Source organism: Paenibacillus sp. BIC5C1 (assembly GCF_032399705.1).
In the GTDB taxonomy this organism is placed as follows: Bacteria; Bacillota; Bacilli; order Paenibacillales; family Paenibacillaceae; genus Paenibacillus; species Paenibacillus taichungensis_A.
Genome location: NZ_CP135922.1, coordinates 4,922,749 through 4,941,588 on the forward strand (window position 1 = coordinate 4,922,749; position 18,840 = coordinate 4,941,588).

Sequence of the window (18,840 nt, forward strand, 5' to 3'; positions counted from 1 at the left end):
GTGCCTAACAAAAAAGAAGAACCTCGACGTATACACGTCCAAGGTTCTGTAGACAAAAGATCCGCTAGGCTTCAACCAGAAAAGCCAACAAAGGTTGAGCCGGAAAACACATCACAGAAATCAGAAGGAGACAACAAATGAGCCAGAATAAATCATCCAGTAACAATTCGCCGCAAAGACCTCAAACGACACAGGGAAGACCGTCTCATAACAATTCTGTCGATAAACCAAGCGCTAGAATTGTTCCGAATCCTTCACCTACGAAGAAGAATTAGGAGATTGCGCCTTTTCGATGTCGTCCGGATCGAAGATTTTAATATATGTACCCGCCTTGGTATCATATAAAATCTGAGATACAGCGACTTGTCGGTTCTTGACCAGATCAGTGAAAAATTCTATATCTTCTAGATTAAGATAGCGTTCCGGCTCAAATGTTCGGGACGCTTTACTTATACACCCAATTATCGGCTCACCATCACTATTCAATTTACCAATTTCAACGACTTGTGAATCATCTTTGAGAAAAATCTCATCCCACACAGAAGGATTCATAGAGAAAGGTGCTACATTTCGTTTTTTTCGCACTTTGTTAATAAATTTAATATATTTATCATATACTTTAACAGCCCAAATCCAACTCATTCCATAGCTTACCACTACACTTAATATCATGAAGACAACAAGAAACAGAATGTTGTCTGACTTGGAACTCAAATCTTTTAAAGACCAAACTATGTCGGCATTACCGAAAAAGCGTGAAACATAAATTCCGCCGTTATATAGCAATAGTGTAACAAACGAAGTCGGTAACCATAACAGCGCTGCAATAGCTGTAAACTCACCAGCCGTATGTTTTACAACGGGATTAACCCCAAATGATTGAATCCAGAAATACATTAGGAATCCAGGCAATATAAAAACGACTGTACCAATGAAATTTTCCATTCCCATCCCCCTACACATGTTAATATTATGCAGTTACTATACCACTGTTAGCTATGTTCTCACTACTGCAATTCACCGATCATCTTCTCTGTAGGATGCAATTTTCTATTTGACTTGTGTAGTCAAGATGTCTAGTCCTGAAATTACATTGATTACATCCGTAGGCTTCACGTTAGAAAATCCAACGGAAATACTTACAGGCGCACCTCCCTCAAAAATGAATTCTTTTTCATAGGACCAATCTTTCGTTTTCAGTTCTCCTTCCATTACTAAGCACCACCTTAACGTATTGTTGTCCACCTCAACATATCACCTTTGCAATACGTCTCCACTTCGCATTCCACAAACAAAAAAAGAGCCTGCTTATGTACAGGCTCTCTCAGGTAAATTCTCTTATTCTATTTAGCAGTAAGTAATGCTTCATTAATTAGTTTTAATTCTGCTTCATATTTAGCAATTTCAGAATCATACTCTGAAAGTCGTTGCTCTGATACTTTAGCCGCTTCTTCGTTCCCTATGGCTTTCAACTCTTCAAGCGCTGAAGCAGTTGTTTCTCTAGCTTTTTTTAGTGGGGCAATAACATTGTTAACTGTGCTGTCTTTCAATTGATTCAAGCTTGATTTAGTTCCTCCGATATATTTATTTGTCTGAGAAGTAGTGGTATCAGAAGGAGAGCTTTCATTTGTTTCATTACTTCCTTCCACAGAAGTAATTGTTATTACTTTTCCGTTCACAGTAACATCAGCTCCTAGTGCTTCGGACAAAGTACGAGCCGGAACATTCGCCTTGCTATCAATTACCGCTCCTTTGTCCGATAATTTTGATCCGTTAACGATAACTGTATACTCTCCAGTCACTTTCTTTCCAATAAGAGATTTCACCTGATCAGCAAATGCCGCTCCCGCTGTCATGAAAACTATTCCGAGCAAGAAACCCATAGCAATATAAGCAACCTTTTTCATTGATTTACCTCCGTATTGGTGCAATTTACCTATTATGATACATTACGGAGTGGTTGTCGTAAAGGTCCCACCGCCTGATGTCTGGTTCTGTGGGTTTCCGTGATTATGGTTGGCAGTTGTGACGCTGTGTCTGTGATTGTCATATGAATATTGCAGCGCATCAATTTTGCTTTGTAAAGAAGTGAGTTGGCTCTGAAGTCCTACAATATCAGAAACTGATATCCCGTATACAAATCCTGTCCTAAAGGTTGCTGTTCCGCCAAATGTAACAACCCCCTGCAAACGGATAGGGTTTCCGGTATTATTTGATCCGAGAAAAAGGTCATTACTGAAAATAGTTAATCCTCCACTATTTTGGTAGGTGTTAATTTCTCCAGCAAATGCTCCTCCTGATCCAAAGAAAGACATCGCTGCTATTCCATCATCTGAATCAGTATTGATTCTAATCCTATTTCTATTATTAGAGTCATATGTTCGAAATCCACTTGCATCTTGCTCCACACGTCTGCCTGTTGCTGCTGTACGGATCAAAGCACCTGTTATCGTACCACCATTAATATTTGTACCTGTAATAGTCGAAGCTGTAATTGATCCAGAGAAGTTCGCTCCAACTGCGGACATAATCCCGCCTGAAGTGACGGTAAACATCCCATTACCTACATTTATTGAGGAACCTACGATTGCTCCATTTTTAAAGTTGGAGTACTCAATATTGGCATAGTTGGCTGTTAAACTATTCGCAATCAAATCACCCTTCATGTTTAAACGGAAAGGTGCGCTATTAAAAGCAGATGCTCCAGCAGCAATTCCGTTTGTATTGATCTGTACAATGTCTTCTCGGTTACCGATTAACATAGATACAAAGTTACCAAGTTGGCCTATAACTTGCTCCGCCACTACGCCACCCGCTGTTATAGCAGCTCGTATTGTTTTCCATCCATCAGTGGATATCCCAAGTCCTTTAGAAGTGAACCTGACTTGTTCCAGTGGATTGGTTTTCTCTTGAGCCAATATACCGCCTTCTGGTGGATAGATCAGTTCGGTTTTGCTGTTGTTGATATCAATGACCGCTTGCTTAGCAAATGATTCAAAGACATCGGTCCGGATCTTTCCGTTTGAAAACAGGTTATTAGTAATATTCTTATTTCGTTCCAGGTCACTGATAATATCATCGTAATCTCTTAAATTGAGATTGGAGATTGTCGGTTCAGCATGCTTATCCATACTGTATGGATACTCGGTAAGCTCTGTAATACGAGCCTTCATCCGGTTCATGCCCATATCTGGGTCGATACACATGACATCATCACCCAAGTGAGGTTTAGGTTCAGTGTGGTCGATTTTAAACAAGTCTGCCGTGGATATAGTCGCCTCCAGAGAAACTACCTCTTGTTCAAGCAACGCTTTACGTGTAGCCTTCAGCAACTCCTCTGCTTCTTCAATATCCTGCTCGATGATCTCCCCATCATAAAACGGAACCGAATCACTCGCCCAGTACTGAGCAAAAGGAGATATGAGATAGTTGACCGCGAGTTTACCATTCACAATCGTTCCTGGTATGCTCGACAATAAACTTCTTTCCAGTTCAGTCAGCAAGGATGCATCCATGCCGATAAACGTCCGACCGTCTTTCATTTGAGCATGCATTCGGGTAACAAGAGATTCGCCTTTGTCTTTGAATGAGCTGGATACGATATTCTTTTTAAGCCGGTACTGTAATCCGTGGTCTGAACCTATTCTCTTCTTGAGATTAATAACGAAATTGTTGGGTTCTACCTCACACTCATACATATCAATGATTTTATTCAGGGCTTCAAGACAAGTTCCTCTTCCAAAGTCCTTAACGTCATGTAAATCAAACGTATCGTGGATCATGAATGTAAATCTTCCACCTGTAGCTTTTGTAATCAATTCAGTCAGCTCGTTTAGATGCACGCCATAAGCTTCGTCGATGTATGAAGCATAAGGGAATTTAAAATCGTTAAGCTTGAACATGACATGATTACAATATATTGAAGCCATGAGTTTACGACCTTCACGGGATCGGCTCCGGGACTGAATGACATAAAATTGTCCGCGCTCATCTTGAACGTGGCCTTTAATTGCTATTTTTTCGCGGTAATCATCAGAGGTCATTGGAACCTGGAAGGTTATTTCATAATCACTGTTGATGCGTCTTCTTCGTTGAATGTCTGTGCTATCTATCAGCGTACCTGCACGCCGCAGATTTTTATCAAACACTTTCATTGTAGGATTAGGCATATCACACCTCAATTAATACAGGAATTTGTCTCTATGTGTAACACGGATCAGTACGTTTCTACCTGTTTCAGGATCTGTCCATGTAAGATTGTTTTCTCCAAGGTTTAAATCAAAGAAATCTCCTTCAAGTAAATGTGAAGCATTAACTCCATTTTGAGTTATCTTATACGAATTGGCATCGATAACAACTTGATCACCTGGTTTAAACGGTCCACTGAATTCCAAAAATTCCACATGGTACCGACTGCCTTTGCCGACTGCACCAAAACCAACGTTCATCACAGCTCGTTTGGTAATCTCTCGAATGAAATCCGCCTTTGTGCCAGCAGCTACATCCATAACCGCCGCAAAGGATATTTCACGGACAAAATCCCCTGCCGCTCCCACATTGACATCCATAACCGCCGAACCCGTCATTTCCATCGTTGCAGCAGCTACAGCAGATCCTGATATATCAGCAACTGCCCGGCCAAAGACGAATACGGATATTTGGCGGTTAAAGGCCATGCGGTTAAAAGCCCCTCTGTTAAACATGGCCTTCACCCCTTTTTGGACAAAATAAAAACACTCTCTGTTATTGGGCGTGCTGTTTACTTCTCAATCAGAAATTCAACTCCACTTTCAGTCAAAATAATGTCAACTTCTTTACGCAGAGACATAGGAACCACCTTGTACTCTGTTGTGCCGAAAATAATACGTTGTGCGAAGAACATAGCTACCATGGCATCACCTCCTTCCAAGCGCAGAAGCAGCCAGAATAAAATGCGCTGGATCATTTATATACCTCTATGGCTATTTCAGCGATAACATCATCAGTGAACGCAGCTCGTTCTGCAAGCGCCTTGCTCTGCGCCTTCAAGAGTGTGTTGTCCTGCATAAGCGCATCCACTTGCTTACTAAGTGCTGGGCGTGGTTCCTGTGGTGTTTCTGGATCAGTTGGATCTGGATAGGTGAAGAGTGCTTCCTTCGTTTCCAGATCAATGCGGGTAATGATCCCTCCTGCCTCTCTGTCTGACTTGTGATCCTCATAATCAAATTGTATAATTCCAACGGTTTCTGGGACACGTTCCGCAAGAGAGACATACGAAGCGAAATCCTGTTCAATTGTCGTGACTACGACATTACCCGAACGTTCTCCCACTTCTTGGATCACAATACCAGTATCCTTATCGTAGTAAATTCTTGCTCCAATCTTCAAATTAATCCCTCCTTATACTCGGAACGCTTCCCAAATATAATTAGCGTTCCCATAATACACTGGCAGTCTAAATCCATTAGGCCAGATTGCGCTGGTGGCAGTGGTAGAACTCGCATACTCGTTAATTCTAAATATAGCTCCCATGTCATAAGTTCCATTTGTCTCATATATAAAATTGTAATCAGTTCCTTCACGCGGATTTGTAGTGTAAAAAGATTGTATATACTCCCCTATTGCTGCATCCGCATGACGTATCGTTATTCTGTTAGGCTTAAATGTTAATCCTGTCACCGCAATCATGTAGCGAGTACGATTAGTTGACCCATCCCTTAAGATTACGGTAACAGCGCCTGTTGTGGATGTCGCCGTCCCTGTTGCGTACATAGGTCCTTCGTTAAGAGTTCCAACTACGCCTCCTATGTTCACGCCGCTTCGGATATTGGCAGCAATTAGATTTGCAAATACGGCTTTAATAATACCTAATCCATTATGGTATCCAGCAGGGATTGTATACGAGCCGTTCTGAGACGTAATGTTCTGTGAAACAGCACCACGGTTAACCATCGTCCCAGCTATCCCGTTTGCCGTCGTATTACTAAACGTAGACCCTGCTAAAACTTGCGCTGCTGTTGCGTTACCCGTTGCACGGATGACTGCCGCAATCTTAGGGATAAGTTGATCCCATGTCTCGGAAGTGGATGCCGATACCCCAATGGAGTTAAGCGCGGCAACCACTTCCGATTTCCGCTCAACCCCATACTGAAAAGCCGCAGCTACGGCAGATTCGGTGGCTGCCACGTCATCACGGTTTCCGTTCGTGGCTTTGGAAAGCATCGTGATTCCTTTTGTTGTAAGAGAAGCATTTGGAACGACAATGTTATCAACCCTTCGGCTGACATCTTCGATATTCTCTCGGAAAGTATCATGGTCATATGCCGTGAAGAACCTTGCGAGTTTTGTGCCTACTGCCCAAGACTTGGCTCTGCTCTCAAAACCTCTGGTTATGCCTGTAATCTCATTTCCGGTTTTCCCGGTGTAAAGCACCGTCTCAGCAGATTCATCCGTTCCTAACGTAAGCAGATTAGGCGCAGGAGGTAAAACGGACCCATCCAATACTGTAAAACTGGTTTGTGCATCGTCGATCGCTTCAGCCAGTTCCGTTTGTTTACTGTTTACGGCTGCTGGATACATTGTTTCAAGCATCGTTCATACCTCCTTAATTCAAGCGAATTTCAACTTGACCGGCCAGAAATTTGAAAATGTCATTATTCAAAATGCTTCGTGGTGATTCGAGGGTCCCGAAATAATAAAGGTTCCCACCCGTAGCAGCATCCCGCAGTCCGAAATGTGTAACAGTGCCCCAATTGGCTGTCGCTACTGCAAAGGCTACATCTGCCGCAGATTTGATGGCCATCTTTTGTATGTTATTCGTCAATACACCCGTGATCGGGTTAAACTCTTGAACTGTAATTTGAGAAGGTTCGGCAAAGGTTATCACTTGCCTGCCGTAACCTCCACCGGACACCTCTTGTCCCGTATCATTCCAGGTTGGATCGGATGTATAAAGAGCGACATAGAGCTTGTCCGGGAACGTGAATTTCTCGCCTCTTGCCGATACATTCAATTGTTTGGTCGCTAGAAATTTACTAATATTCATCGTTTCACCCCTCTAATAAATATTCATTCATCAGTCTGAATTTTTTAATTGTTGTGGAGCCTGTATTGGTTAAAACAATTACCGGACTAGCTCGCTCATCCCCCGACGAAGATACTCTAATAGTTTCCGGTGAATTAACAATTGTTTCCTCCAGCATTTTTTCGTCACTTTCAGGAAATGGATGTTCACCCATCTTGATTGGGATGGTCAGTTCCCCGTCAAAAAGAATCTTTTCAATATCAAGAGTACCGGCATATCTTCCGATGTATCTTCTTCCTGGTAAATCGTCGAAAGTGAATACGATATCCCCTTTTTTAGCATTAAAAAGAGCCGCCACTTGGGCGACTCTCCTATGATAGTCAAGGGTAGTATCTTCAGCCATTATGATACATTCCAAATTAATTACTCTTGGTCCATAGGTGCTACCAAAATCGATTTCTCCATCCCGCCCTGCAATTTCGAGACTGTAGTCCCTCGTCGGCGGCAAGACCGGGATGTTGTGTTTTTTTAAACCGAGTCCAATTGATCGGAAAGACTTACCGTCCGCTGTAGCGTCAATCATCAGCCTTTACCTCCCCTTGCTTGCATCCTCCGCATCAAATTATCGCGTTCACTCCAAAAGACCTTCGCAGCCGATTCGTCTGCAATATAAGTATCTCCTGATTTAATTACGAATTGATTACCGGTTCTCTCCGTATTTACTCCATTTGAAGCTTGAGGAACTGAAAATTCGGGCATTGAGAAGTCTAGTCTGTGCATTCGTAGATTCAAGAGATTAAATAACGAATCCTGTTGACGGTCATTAAGAATAGCCTCTCCAGCATGGGCGATAACTGGAACAGCCGCACCGCGTGGACCTTTGACCACTCCGCCTTCACTAAAATGCTGAAGCTTGCCTGTATCTTTATCTATTCCATATTTCTTACGAATGGCATCGTTCTGTTCTTGAAGGAGTCGCATCGTTGCTGCATCACCACGAGCTTTAGCTGCATCCCAAGCATCCTTGTTAGCGTTATAGGTGTACAGATCAATTTCCTTCTGATATGAAGAGTCCTTCGATGCAGTTCCAGGAGCCAATGATCCATCAGCAACTCCAGTCCCTCCAATTACAGCATTTGCCGCAGCAATCTGATCAAGGCGACTCTGATACTCCAGAACAAATGTATCAAGCATTCCGAGGATCGTTTCGTTCTTCTCGCTCTCCTTCAAAATCTGAATGTTTTTCAAATTCTCGGCAGACAATTCAGTATTTGAAGAGAATTCATCAAAGGCTGCTGAAAGATTATCGTAATGCGATTTAGCATCTTGGATTTTATCGTCAAAATCTTTTTCGCGAGTTGTTTTTTCTTCTTGCAAAGCTGTTTTTTGATCTTCGAGCGCTTGCTTCGCAAGTTTACGACCATGTTCTCTATCCATTTCTTCAATGTCTTTTTGAACTCGTTCTCTCTCTTTGATACCATCTGGCCCAACAGCTGACTGAAGTTCTTCCAGACGCGCTACTTTCTCCGCACGCAACCTTTCGAAGTCATCCTGATCATTAGTTCGCTCCATAGATTGAATCAAATCATCAATGGCTTTGATTTTGGCTTCTTGCGCTAAGGTGAACGCGTCCTTCTCGGCTTGGATACGCTTAATTTCCTCATCTCTCGCGCTGTCCATTAGCTTTTTCTGCTTAGTTACCGATTCTGATACTGCCTTAGTCATTTCGTCCATCAGTTTTTTCTTTAGATCATAGACCTTTTCATCCGCATCCATTCGTTGATCGCTTCCTACCAGATAAGCAGCCTGAAGCTTCATATACTCAGCAAGTTCTTGCTCAGTAGTCATTTCACCGATGGCCTTCAAGTGGTTAATTCGTTTCTCAGCAGCGGAATAGTATTCTTTGTCCAGGTCATTTCGCTGCTTATATATTTTCTGTTCGAGATCCCATTGCTGTTCAGTAGATAAGGTTTTATCGGCTTGCATTTTTAGATACTCTTGCAGTTCCCATTTCATGATGTCTACTTTTTGACTCCCGGCCATTTCCATCTTCAAAGCTTCTTTGGTCATCCACTTCTCCGAAAATTCATAACGAGACTGAATTAATTTCTTCGAAGTATCCTGATACAATTTTTCTGCTTCTGCTCTTTGTTCTGCCTTTAGTGTCGTGTCATTTCGCATACGGTTGTATGCCTCAGCCTGCATTTGATAGATTTCAACCTCAGACTTACCTTGACGCTCCATCTGATCGGTTTGTTTGTCTATCCAATTTGTCGAATTTTTGAATTTCAATTCCGTAACCTTGTTTGTCAGGTCATACACTTGTTTAGCTGATTCAACACGTTGTTCCTCAGTGAGAGCCGTATTCTTGAGTTGTCCCTGATAGAACTGAAGTTGGGTCTTGGTCATTTCCATTTCGGATCGACCTTGTTGACGCATACGCTCAACACGAGCTTCCATATTCGCCTGTGCCGTATCAAATTGGTCACTGGCATACTGATCCTTCATGTCTTCTTTTTCGGACTGTACATCCCCGATTTTCTCAGTCAGGCTCCGACGCTTATTAGTCAATTCATCCGATTTTAGCCCAGACTGTTCGATCATCTGACGCTGTTCCTGCATAAGCTTTTGAATTTCGGTTTTCAGCTTTAATTGCAGTTCATATTCGGTTTTGTACTCTTGGGAGTCTTTCTTCAAATTTTTCTGACGTGCCTCTGATTGTTTTAAAGACAGTTCTTTGTCAGAGATTTTCATATCTTTGATTCCGAGTTTACTCTCCAGCTCGGCAACGTCGATGTTATATAGTTCATCACTGATACGGAGCGTTTCGCTTTCAGCGGTGTTTTTTGCATCGGTTAATTGCTTCTGCGTAGGTGGTGTACTGGTCTTTTGTGGTGAATAATCAGCTAAGACTTTATCTACATACCCAACATCTCCGTATACCTTGCTTTTATAGACTTTTTTGTACTTATCAGAATAAGCTTGCATATCAGCTTTGTTGTACCCGCCTGATTTTTGGAACCAATCAATGATACCAGCACCCATGTTGTAGCCACCAAGAGCCATGGCGACATCTCCACCGGATTTCTTCAGTAGCTCGGATAGCATCTTAGTACCCGCATCAATACTCTGTTTTACTGTCGCATTGTTCATGCCGTTAACTTGCATGACGTTTGTTATGCCATTGGCTCCAAAAGTTGATTCGCGTTGGATCACAGCAGCGACAAGATACGGATCAACGTTAAACTGACTTGCAGCAGCATTGATTTCAGATGCGTATTTCCCTGCATACTTAACATTGCTGTTGCTCGCTTGAGTAACGTTTAATGATGTAGAAGTTGCATTGTCATTGGATAACCCAGGAATACGAGTTGCACCATTGTACTTGGGACCCCAATAGCTATTGTTTAAATCCGAAACTTTTAGTCCGGACTCCCCCATTTGGATAAACTTGCTGTCACCCATATAAATACCAACATGAGAGTTGTCCTTGCCGTTAGTATTGAAAAAAACAAGGTCTCCAACTTGTAGGTTTTTCTTTGAAACCGCAGTTCCGGCCTTAGCTTGTTGAGCTGCTGTTCTTGGGACTTGTACGCCAATCGTCTCAAACATCTCCTGCACAAACTGCGAACAATCCGAATAGGCCCTTTCTTTAAACTCATTGAACGAACCAGTAAACTCACCTGGTATTTGTTTATACTTCATCACGCCAGAGTTCGCCAAATCAACAGCAGTGGATAGCATTTTAGTGATATCTGTCGATGGCGCCCCGCCTGTTGTTATCTCCATCTGAGAGGATACGAGCTGTGATGGATCATTGTATCCTTGTTCATAAAGCTTTTGTTCCTCTAGTAAGGCTTCGCGTTTTTGTGCCAGGATATCAAGGTATTCTTTGGACGACTTCGCAACTCTTTTCTGTTGAGAATCCAATTTATCCAGTGATTTACTGTACCCTTCAATAGCCTTCTGTAAGTCGGTCATAATTTCAACAGTTTCTTTACGTACCTTATTATTATCTTCTACTCCATACGTGTCATCTTCCAAAAGTTTGGTCATGGCTTCAATTTGGTCGTTACTTAAGTTCAATTGATTCCCGTACTCTCGGATGGCATCTTTAACAATGTCTAATTGTTTCGTTTGTTCTTCCAGTTGTTCGTTTGTTTTCTTGCGAAAAAAATCGGCCATTTCCTTGCTCATGTAAAGGGAATTGGTAAGTTCTTCTTCGGTCTTCATCTTTTTGTCGGAAATTCGTTTTTCTATCTCCGCAACCTTCTGACGGGCATCTGAAATGCTGGTGATAGTCTCCAACTCTGTTTCGTAGAACTGGATTCTTTTTAGCGCCTCTACAGCAGCTGCGCTTGTTGAAGCCCTTTCAGCTTTAAGATCATCTATCGACTTTTTGATCTTGGATTGTCTAAGTTTTTCCAGTGCCTGTCCCTCAAAAGTCCACCCATCTGTCGTCTTTCGGATCTGGGAAGCCAATTCAGGATACTTGAGAATCAGATCAGCAACAGTTTGAGCATTAAGAGATTGGCCTTCTGTTAAAGTCGCTGATGTTTTATTTAATTCAGCGACGGCAAATATACTGGCCTGCGTGACTTGTCGTAAAGCTTCAGCCTGCTCCGTTATGCTATCAGTTGCCTCCCCCGAGGCATCTGATATTTTTCCAGCAGATCCTGCCAAAGCATCTGTTTCTTCTTTAGCCTCACCTGTACTGATCGCCAATTTTTGAATCTCTTCACGGGTTTCGCCCATTGAGACAGTCAAATTGAGACCTTGAGTCTCTAAATCAGACAATTCGCTTTCCAAATTATTAATAGAATCAAAGGATTCGTCCAGACTTTTGAAACTGAAAATATTCTTTAAAACATCCAAACCGCCTGCAGCTAAACTATTTTGTATCGATTCAATCTTCTCTTTTGTCTTTTCTATAGCTGCATTATTTTCTTCAATTTGACTATTTAGGTTCACTTCTTCTTTATCCAAGACAGCCTTGCGTGCTTTTTCCCTTACTTTTATCAATTCATTCAGTTTATCGATCTCTTTTTGTGTTGCTTGATCAGTGTATCCCGCTGCTTCTAGTCGAGCTAATCCCTCTTTACCGATAGTCATTGTAAGTGCCTTAGATACTTCTTCCAACTGACGTTTTGTTTGTTCATTCTTGCTTTCTGATAACGTCCCGCTTTCGATCATTTGCTTGAGAGAGTTATGAGCTTTGACCATTTTCGGCAGTAACTCGATTTGACGTTGGTACTGACTGACCATTTGTTGGCTAGCAGAATCATTATCTTTCATAGTCTGTATCCGGTCCCGTTCAGCTTTCTCCGCTTTACCGCTACTGAGTGCAAACACAGCAATAGCGCCTACCAGCAGAGATAACCCTGCGGTTGCTGCTGCCATCGTAACGGTTGAGACTGCTTGCGCTTTGCTCAGTGAACTAGTCGCCACTGTAGCCGCACCTGTCGCTATTGTTTGGGCTTCTCTAGCAGCAGTCTGTTGCACTGTAGAGACAATCACACCTTCACTGGAAACGATATTTACTGTGTTTGCAGCACTGTTTGCTGCGGTTGCTGCTGTCCCTGCAACAGTCGTAGCGGCTTCTTTAGCTTTAGCTGCATTTAATACTTCAATTGCTGCGACTACAGCCATTACAGGCCCTCGTAATGCTTTGTATGCCAAAAGCAAACCCGTTAATCCGGCAGTGGCTGCATAGACACCTGTTGGTATTTTTGTTAAGCCGATCAAGAGCTGATCTATACCGTCCAACACGTCTTTAATCATCTGGCGAAGACCATCTTCTCCCGCCGTGTTAAAAATTTCAAGGAGGGAAGTTTTGGTCTGTGCTGCCTTCCGTGAAATCGTGTCCATCTGAACGGTTAAGTACTGCATTGTCGAGCCGGTGGAACCAACTGACGCAGCCGTACCAAGAAGGATATCCCCCACATTAAGAGATGCAGCCAGTTTTGCGTACTGGTATACCCCCCGAGAGATATCCGCATAGGATTGTGTGAGGTCATAGTTCTTGTCTGTCACTTGGATGGACAAATCCAACAGAATATCTTCGGCTTTACGCCATTGTTCAACACCATCGACAACTTCCTTGGTCTTGACACCGAGACGTTCAATTTCATCCACGGCTTTATCCGTCCGGATTGTACCAAGGACTGTTTTCCACATGTTACCCAAGTTCTCCCCGGATAAGGCAGTGTTACGCACACCAGAGGAGATCAGACCGTTCATTACGTCGAATGATACGCCTGTTTCGGCGGCTATCTTACCAGTACGTTGGAAGGCTGCGCCCAGGTCACGCGCTGGAGCCATCGTATCATGTGCAACTTTAGACCAAGAGTCCAAAACCCGGTTACCAATTACCATGGCATCATTCGCATTACTGATGTGTACACCATACTGAGACATAACCGATTCCATAGACTTGGTTGCATCTTCGAGTTCCACCATATCAACGGTGGACAATTTTGTAGACTGACGGACAAGCTCCTGGACTACGTTTACATCTTTGTACATACGGCCCCAGAGACGAGCTGACTCCGTTACATCCAGAATGTTTGAACCTAGCTCGTGAGCAGTATGGATGAATTGTTGAGTTTCCTTATTCAACCTTTGGGTGTCCATAATCATTTTGTTGGTGCCATCTTCGAAATGTACAAAATAATGCTCATTGGTCTGAACGTAACCGGCCATGTTTGATTCGATGTCAACCAAGCCTTCATTCATAGCCTGGGTGACTTCGTGCATTGCTTTGTACATCGTATGGAAGACAACGGCATGTGAAGCCATGTCTCCTATTCTACCAATCCAACTTTTAGAGACAGCATCCATTGTGGACCCCATCCGCTTGGTTTGCTGTTCAGTTTGAGATAAAGCTTGTCGAATCCGTTGTTCCTTTTGCAACACTTTTTCCCTAAGAGCTTCTTCTTTCCTTTGTCGCTCGGTCAGGGCCATTCGTATCTTCTGTTCTTCTTGCAAAACACGTTCCCGCGTGCGCTCGTCTGTACCCGTACCGGTTGCTTTCGCAGCCTCTTGTCCCGATTTAACTGAACGATTTTGAAGAATCTGCATCTTTTGTTGGTGTTCACGTTCAGACTGCTCAATCTGTTGATTACGTCTCTTGATCAATGCTTGCTGCGCCTGCATCTTAGCATCAATCAAACGATTGGTTTGCTCAAGCTGTTGGGCCTTAGCGCCAAGTAAGGCGGTTTGAGCAAGTTTTTGCTTATGTTGTGCTTCAACTTCAGCGAGTATTTTTTGGCGGCGTTGATCCGCAGTTAAAGCCATTTTATCCATTGCTGATGATATATTTTTGTATGACTTCTCAGCCGTGGATAACTCAGCATTTAGGGCTTTAAATGCATCTGCGTTCCCTCGTGCTCCAGTGTCGATGTTTTTGAAAGACTGTAAGACTGTGCCTGTATCTAAATTAATCCGCGCAGCAACGACATCTTTATTTGTACCCTCTGCCATAGTAACTCCTCTCTATCTTGGCTGGATGAAACCGAGATCGGATAAGTATTTTGCTTTCTTCGGTTTTTTGTTTTCAACTTTACCGCCATGCAATACAATTTCGAACTCACGAGAACGTTGCTTCTCATTCATCAAAGCCCGAATTTTAGGAATGGTCATATTAGGCCACTCTGTATCAGATATCCCGTTGCTGATACAGAGTGCCCATAGACCAAACCAATCCGTACCCGGATGATCTGATTCTTCCTCATCGTCTGAATCGTCATCTTCGTCATCCGGGTCTTGTGGGAATGATTCCTTATAGAAATCGATCTAGGACATCATCAAGTTCCTTGATGCCCTCCATGTCTACCTGTTCATATTCTTCATTCGTTAGACCTTCAACAAATATTAGATTAAACGCTTCTTGATATGCCTTCTCGATGGCTGGGCAGTCAATGGCTGGGATGTCTTGTTCTCCTACTTGTGTTGCTTCAATAGAATCTCGTCCAATTACATAGCTGAAACGAATACCCTTGAGGTTCTTTGCTTGCTGCCGAACTTCCCGGATCAATTTGATCGTTCCTACCTTAATAGTCTTCTGAATGCCTTCAGCTAAACGTACTGTGCTTCCAATATTTAAAGTCTGGTCCAACGTCTTCTCTTCTTGTCCTTCAACTGCTTTTTCAACTTCACTCATGTTCATTCTCCTTTGAATTCAAATGGTTTTTACCAAAAAAAGAACCCCACCGAGGACCGGCAGGGTTAGTTTGGTTAGATTCCGAATTTGATTGTCATTGCATGACCGTTCGGGTTTTCTGGTGTACGCTCAGGCTCCATGACTTGCAAATCCATGGTGGAAGTATTAGCTTTTTTACGCTCTTGGGATACGTCAAGCGTACCACCACCCAGCGCTTTGTAGATAGTGAGCTGGCACTGAATCTCATTGCTCGTTTTGTCATCGATCAGTTTGAATCTATGTGTGAATTTAAATGCTGTTGGGCGACGAGTCCCATCGAATGAAGTTTCCGTTCCCTGGTTAGACCACTTATAGGTAACAAGAAGCTCTTTATCATTATTTGCTGTGGTAGATTCGATCACTCCCTCAGCAGTAATCGTGTATTGTTTATCAGTCGGCGTTGATGCCACACGGGTAAGTTGAGTCAAGGCATCAGTATCCGGGTCCTTGAGATAGACTTCGTCACTGTCCACTACCAAGGTTTCTCCGAAGGCCAGTTTGTACTCGCCACCCTTCAGAAAAGCCGTTTCCGTTTCGTCAAACACAATTTCTTTCTTCTCTGTTTTACCGCCTTGAGACATATCAGCGATTGCCGCGGAGTAACGTGGTACTTCAATGCTGACTTTGTCTTGTAGATCACCTGCTGTGTAGTGGAATGCATATCCACTGTCGCCGCCCATGACCGCCTGCCAGTCAAATTGCAGTTGTAACGTAACCTTTGTTACCTTATCTTCAACGTACTTAATAGTTCCATCCAGATTCCGAGCAACGATTGTACCTACACCATCAAAAACGAGTGGTCTCATATTAATATTTCCTCCTTATTTTTGTGACGCTTAAACAAGCTCCCAGAGCCTTGCGTCAATTTCTTCGATACGTTTGTAATCTTTGGTATCTTTGTATCCTTCGACAGGTTGTTGACCGTCCATCAATCCCAGTTTTTTGGCAAGACGAACCTTTTCTTGAACCAGCTTCTTCAGCTCAGGAAAATCTTCCTTAGGCTCCTGTTGCCCCTCCGCTGACTCATTCTGTTTATCAGACATATTTTCACCTCAATTCATTCGAAGATAGTCCACGTCGAAAATAGCCTTGTATCCTTTTACGCCTTGGATTCCGGTTGCGAAATCAGCGTCATACGTAAGTACACAAAGGTATGTCGCCCAACCTGGCATCGTAATCCGTTTGTCGTGTAGAATACGGAACGCTCTTTCAAACAGCAGCTTCGCGGCATAACCAGTCCCAGCATAAAAATCTAAGCAAAACTTTCCTTCGAAGACTAATTGATTCGGAGAAAAGCGCCCTGGCATCACATACTGGCAAATATGAGGCACAGTTTCATGACTTACAGTGATTTCTGGCTCCATTCCCTTGGTCAATCGTTTCACTACCTCTTTGGATGGTGAAGATGTATCAAGTTCTAGCAGTTCCATTAGCTCCAAATCACTTTTAAGCGCATGTTGAACTGCATCCAACAATTGCAAACTCAACCCTTCACCTCCCTGAAGTAGCGATGATATGGGAAATCAGTAATAACGCGACTGATTCCGTTCAATATCCGCTCCCGGTTCGATTCGATAGCAATACGCATGAAATAAGTAGGAGGAGTGGCTTTGAACGAAGGATCAAGATCCCCCCGTTCTGCCAACTCCTCCAAATCAACGCCTGCATATCCGCCTTTGGACTCCTTAATCGTTCCGTCAATTGCTCGGTACTTTCCTCTACCCCGGCCTACAACAACTCGGCTTCCCTTTGATCTCAGCCGGTTCCACCCTTCACTATTCATATAACTTACCAGACCCGGGTTTTGACTCGGGCCAGCCATAAGTGATCCTTTACCGAACTGTTCAAGCCAGGCTTGCCAGTAATCAGCAGTGATGTCTCCTGATATCATCTGGTTCGCCAGAACAGTCATTTGCATTTCCAAGCTTTCCCGGACGGCCGGGTAGTATCTGATGCCAGTCTTGGCAGTAAGCATAACGATTTTTGTCAGACCTGTGATTTCAACCGCCAGTTTGTTCTCCAAATCCCTCGCCGCACGTTCAGCATCATAACCTGTGATCATCGCCGGTCCTCACTCAATTGGATGTATAGTAGATTCGGATACTTGATCCGATCCACTACGTCCACTTGATACTTCTTTCCAGCTATTACGATGCGATTTGGCTGCAATAAATCAGGATCACTTGGCTCTTTGACATCAACTGTGATCTGCAAAAGAAGAACCAACGATGTGGTAGGGAGTAGGCCGGGTTCCTCTTGCTTGAGCTGCGCCGATACATGTTGAGCGAAACCAACAACATCCGCTGCGACAGAAACAAAATCAGGACGCCCTTTCGGGTTGTCCTGATCATCATACTCTTGTGCATAGCGACGAACTTCAACGGTAACATTTGTCTTGATTAGGGAGCAGTAGTTGTCCCCGTCAACCGTTTTTCGAAGCGTCTGTACCAAGAAGATATCGTCAGTTCGTAATAAAGAACCTCTTTCAATCAATGAATCCGGTGAAAAGACTCCATTGTAAACGAATTCTTTGCCCATTACAGTGGTTGCTTTCGTTTCTCTGGACAGAATGACCGATTCTTCGTTTTCATCCACTAAACAGGCCGTGTGACGGTGAGAGAACTCATAGAACATTTATCTTCACCTACCTAAATGACCGAAGCTCGAACTCCGACAACAAATCGGCAATCTCCGGTGTGATCATGTTATTTCCAAAGTACTCAATGCTGTAATCGAAATCCTTCTTCGACTTCACATTAGTATTAGGATTGGTAGACATTTGACCAATGAGCAACCCGCAAGCTACCTTCACTTTATCCGGTATGATGTCCCACCCGCTTGTGTAGCTCACTTCCAACTCTTCGTAGGCTGATCCGAAAGGTGAATGTCCACACCAAATAGTTCCGATCTCCTTGTCCACATCTATGATACTTAAGTCATCAATGGTTTCGAAGTTAGGAGAACCGAAGAAATTCCCGAGAATACCCTGTGTAGGTCTTCCTTTTGCGTTAAGCACATCAACAACAGGGTAATAGGACAGGTGTCCTCGCTGCGCATCAGTGAGCCGTATGCGCTCGGTGTATGCCTTTACCCCAATCTCACGCTTACACTTGCCGTCAATAATGGCAGATGCACGAATGATCAAAGGTTCTGTTAGTTTGACACTGACAGGAACATAATCGATATCGGTAACTTCGAGGTAACGGCTCATTTCGCATAACCACTTTTGATGAGCGTATTTCCTAGTGCGCTTGGAACAAGTGTCTTTCCTTCCTGGAATGTCACAATCCCTCCGTTGAAATGGATAGAATGCGAGCCTTTACACTGGCTTGGCGTGCCGATCAAAGTCAATTCAACAACATCCGGTTTATCATCTTTTGGCGGTTCAACAACCTTGCTGGAGATAAAATCTTCTCGTGCTTCATTCAGCACGTTATTTCCAACTTCGAATTGATTCGGTTCAGCACCATCTGTTGCTACCAATGATTCAGCTTCTTTGACAGCACTCTGAAAAGCTTCAACAGCAGCGATTGGATATTGCCCCGGATCACTCCCAGCTTTCGTTTGAGATAGCAGTTCAATAGCAGCAGAAATAGCATCCTTCAATTTGTCCAAATTCGATTTCGCCACAAAGTCA

At 43.3% G+C, this 18,840-nt stretch carries 20 protein-coding genes; all 20 read right to left on the reverse strand.

Annotation, left to right across the window (positions count from 1 at the left end; translation table 11 throughout):
* Window positions 1–258: 258 nt before the first annotated feature.
* Window positions 259–945: a DUF6338 family protein gene (locus tag RS891_RS21950; RefSeq protein ID WP_315793176.1), complete on the reverse strand. Its 687-nt coding sequence runs from the start codon at window positions 943–945 to the stop codon at window positions 259–261.
* A 105-nt stretch (window positions 946–1,050) separates the two neighbouring features.
* On the reverse strand, window positions 1,051–1,212 hold the full coding sequence (locus RS891_RS21955) for a hypothetical protein (RefSeq protein ID WP_315793177.1): 162 nt from the start codon (window positions 1,210–1,212) through the stop codon (window positions 1,051–1,053).
* Between the two features lie 131 nt (window positions 1,213–1,343).
* Window positions 1,344–1,907: a stalk domain-containing protein gene (locus RS891_RS21960; RefSeq protein WP_315793178.1), complete on the reverse strand. Its 564-nt coding sequence runs from the start codon at window positions 1,905–1,907 to the stop codon at window positions 1,344–1,346.
* Between the two features lie 42 nt (window positions 1,908–1,949).
* Window positions 1,950–4,169, reverse strand: a complete 2,220-nt coding sequence (locus RS891_RS21965; protein ID WP_397386857.1) for a phage tail protein — start codon at window positions 4,167–4,169, stop codon at window positions 1,950–1,952.
* A 12-nt stretch (window positions 4,170–4,181) separates the two neighbouring features.
* The gene (locus tag RS891_RS21970) at window positions 4,182–4,703 is read right to left on the reverse strand and encodes a phage distal tail protein (RefSeq protein WP_315793180.1); all 522 of its coding nucleotides are present in this window, start codon (window positions 4,701–4,703) and stop codon (window positions 4,182–4,184) included.
* A 56-nt stretch (window positions 4,704–4,759) separates the two neighbouring features.
* Complete coding sequence (locus tag RS891_RS21975) at window positions 4,760–4,945, reverse strand: hypothetical protein (RefSeq protein WP_315793181.1); 186 nt, start codon at window positions 4,943–4,945, stop codon at window positions 4,760–4,762.
* Window positions 4,942–5,367: a hypothetical protein gene (locus RS891_RS21980; RefSeq protein ID WP_315793182.1), complete on the reverse strand. Its 426-nt coding sequence runs from the start codon at window positions 5,365–5,367 to the stop codon at window positions 4,942–4,944. Before RS891_RS21980 ends, RS891_RS21975 begins: the two co-directional genes overlap by 4 nt.
* A gap of 12 nt (window positions 5,368–5,379) precedes the next feature.
* On the reverse strand, window positions 5,380–6,570 hold the full coding sequence (locus RS891_RS21985; protein ID WP_315793183.1) for a tail fiber protein: 1,191 nt from the start codon (window positions 6,568–6,570) through the stop codon (window positions 5,380–5,382).
* 13 nt (window positions 6,571–6,583) lie between these two features.
* The gene (locus RS891_RS21990) at window positions 6,584–7,024 is read right to left on the reverse strand and encodes a phage tail fiber protein (protein WP_315793184.1); all 441 of its coding nucleotides are present in this window, start codon (window positions 7,022–7,024) and stop codon (window positions 6,584–6,586) included.
* A gap of 4 nt (window positions 7,025–7,028) precedes the next feature.
* Window positions 7,029–7,586 carry a phage tail domain-containing protein gene (locus tag RS891_RS21995; protein WP_315793185.1) on the reverse strand — a complete coding sequence of 186 codons (558 nt, stop codon included), beginning with the start codon at window positions 7,584–7,586 and terminating at the stop codon, window positions 7,029–7,031.
* Entirely contained in the window at window positions 7,586–14,485 is a 6,900-nt protein-coding gene (locus RS891_RS22000) for an NlpC/P60 family protein (RefSeq protein WP_315793186.1), read from the reverse strand. The genes RS891_RS21995 and RS891_RS22000 overlap by 1 nt, the downstream gene beginning before the upstream one ends.
* Window positions 14,486–14,497: 12 nt before the next feature.
* Complete coding sequence (locus RS891_RS22005; RefSeq protein ID WP_315793187.1) at window positions 14,498–14,644, reverse strand: hypothetical protein; 147 nt, start codon at window positions 14,642–14,644, stop codon at window positions 14,498–14,500.
* Window positions 14,645–14,783: 139 nt separating this feature from the next.
* Window positions 14,784–15,164, reverse strand: coding sequence for a hypothetical protein (locus tag RS891_RS22010; RefSeq protein WP_315793189.1), 381 nt, complete (start codon window positions 15,162–15,164; stop codon window positions 14,784–14,786).
* A 74-nt stretch (window positions 15,165–15,238) separates the two neighbouring features.
* On the reverse strand, window positions 15,239–16,009 hold the full coding sequence (locus RS891_RS22015) for a hypothetical protein (protein ID WP_315793190.1): 771 nt from the start codon (window positions 16,007–16,009) through the stop codon (window positions 15,239–15,241).
* A 30-nt stretch (window positions 16,010–16,039) separates the two neighbouring features.
* Window positions 16,040–16,246, reverse strand: coding sequence for a hypothetical protein (locus RS891_RS22020; RefSeq protein ID WP_315793191.1), 207 nt, complete (start codon window positions 16,244–16,246; stop codon window positions 16,040–16,042).
* A gap of 9 nt (window positions 16,247–16,255) precedes the next feature.
* Entirely contained in the window at window positions 16,256–16,690 is a 435-nt protein-coding gene (locus RS891_RS22025; protein ID WP_315793192.1) for a hypothetical protein, read from the reverse strand.
* Window positions 16,687–17,265, reverse strand: coding sequence for a hypothetical protein (locus RS891_RS22030; protein WP_315793193.1), 579 nt, complete (start codon window positions 17,263–17,265; stop codon window positions 16,687–16,689). The genes RS891_RS22025 and RS891_RS22030 overlap by 4 nt, the downstream gene beginning before the upstream one ends.
* Window positions 17,262–17,837: a hypothetical protein gene (locus RS891_RS22035; RefSeq protein WP_315793194.1), complete on the reverse strand. Its 576-nt coding sequence runs from the start codon at window positions 17,835–17,837 to the stop codon at window positions 17,262–17,264. Before RS891_RS22035 ends, RS891_RS22030 begins: the two co-directional genes overlap by 4 nt.
* 10 nt (window positions 17,838–17,847) lie before the next feature.
* Window positions 17,848–18,414 carry a hypothetical protein gene (locus RS891_RS22040; RefSeq protein WP_315793195.1) on the reverse strand — a complete coding sequence of 189 codons (567 nt, stop codon included), beginning with the start codon at window positions 18,412–18,414 and terminating at the stop codon, window positions 17,848–17,850.
* On the reverse strand, window positions 18,411–18,833 hold the full coding sequence (locus tag RS891_RS22045; protein WP_315793196.1) for a hypothetical protein: 423 nt from the start codon (window positions 18,831–18,833) through the stop codon (window positions 18,411–18,413). Before RS891_RS22045 ends, RS891_RS22040 begins: the two co-directional genes overlap by 4 nt.
* Window positions 18,834–18,840 lie beyond the last annotated feature (7 nt).

Bases quoted from the DNA above. Each gene is read 5' to 3' on its own strand.
- RS891_RS21965 (WP_397386857.1), bottom strand. From the start codon at position 4,169: ATGCCTAATCCTACAATGAAAGTGTTTGATAAAAATCTGCGGCGTGCA.
- RS891_RS21975 (WP_315793181.1), bottom strand. From the start codon at position 4,945: ATGATCCAGCGCATTTTATTCTGGCTGCTTCTGCGCTTGGAAGGAGGT.
- RS891_RS22030 (WP_315793193.1), bottom strand. From the start codon at position 17,265: ATGATCACAGGTTATGATGCTGAACGTGCGGCGAGGGATTTGGAGAAC.
- RS891_RS21985 (WP_315793183.1), bottom strand. From the start codon at position 6,570: ATGCTTGAAACAATGTATCCAGCAGCCGTAAACAGTAAACAAACGGAA.
- RS891_RS22020 (WP_315793191.1), bottom strand. From the start codon at position 16,246: ATGTCTGATAAACAGAATGAGTCAGCGGAGGGGCAACAGGAGCCTAAG.
- RS891_RS22015 (WP_315793190.1), bottom strand. From the start codon at position 16,009: ATGAGACCACTCGTTTTTGATGGTGTAGGTACAATCGTTGCTCGGAAT.
- RS891_RS22035 (WP_315793194.1), bottom strand. From the start codon at position 17,837: ATGTTCTATGAGTTCTCTCACCGTCACACGGCCTGTTTAGTGGATGAA.
- RS891_RS21950 (WP_315793176.1), bottom strand. From the start codon at position 945: ATGGAAAATTTCATTGGTACAGTCGTTTTTATATTGCCTGGATTCCTA.
- RS891_RS22040 (WP_315793195.1), bottom strand. From the start codon at position 18,414: ATGAGCCGTTACCTCGAAGTTACCGATATCGATTATGTTCCTGTCAGT.
- RS891_RS21955 (WP_315793177.1), bottom strand. From the start codon at position 1,212: ATGGAAGGAGAACTGAAAACGAAAGATTGGTCCTATGAAAAAGAATTC.
- RS891_RS21960 (WP_315793178.1), bottom strand. From the start codon at position 1,907: ATGAAAAAGGTTGCTTATATTGCTATGGGTTTCTTGCTCGGAATAGTT.
- RS891_RS22005 (WP_315793187.1), bottom strand. From the start codon at position 14,644: ATGACCATTCCTAAAATTCGGGCTTTGATGAATGAGAAGCAACGTTCT.
- RS891_RS22010 (WP_315793189.1), bottom strand. From the start codon at position 15,164: ATGAGTGAAGTTGAAAAAGCAGTTGAAGGACAAGAAGAGAAGACGTTG.
- RS891_RS21970 (WP_315793180.1), bottom strand. From the start codon at position 4,703: ATGTTTAACAGAGGGGCTTTTAACCGCATGGCCTTTAACCGCCAAATA.
- RS891_RS21990 (WP_315793184.1), bottom strand. From the start codon at position 7,024: ATGAATATTAGTAAATTTCTAGCGACCAAACAATTGAATGTATCGGCA.
- RS891_RS21995 (WP_315793185.1), bottom strand. From the start codon at position 7,586: ATGATTGACGCTACAGCGGACGGTAAGTCTTTCCGATCAATTGGACTC.
- RS891_RS22000 (WP_315793186.1), bottom strand. From the start codon at position 14,485: ATGGCAGAGGGTACAAATAAAGATGTCGTTGCTGCGCGGATTAATTTA.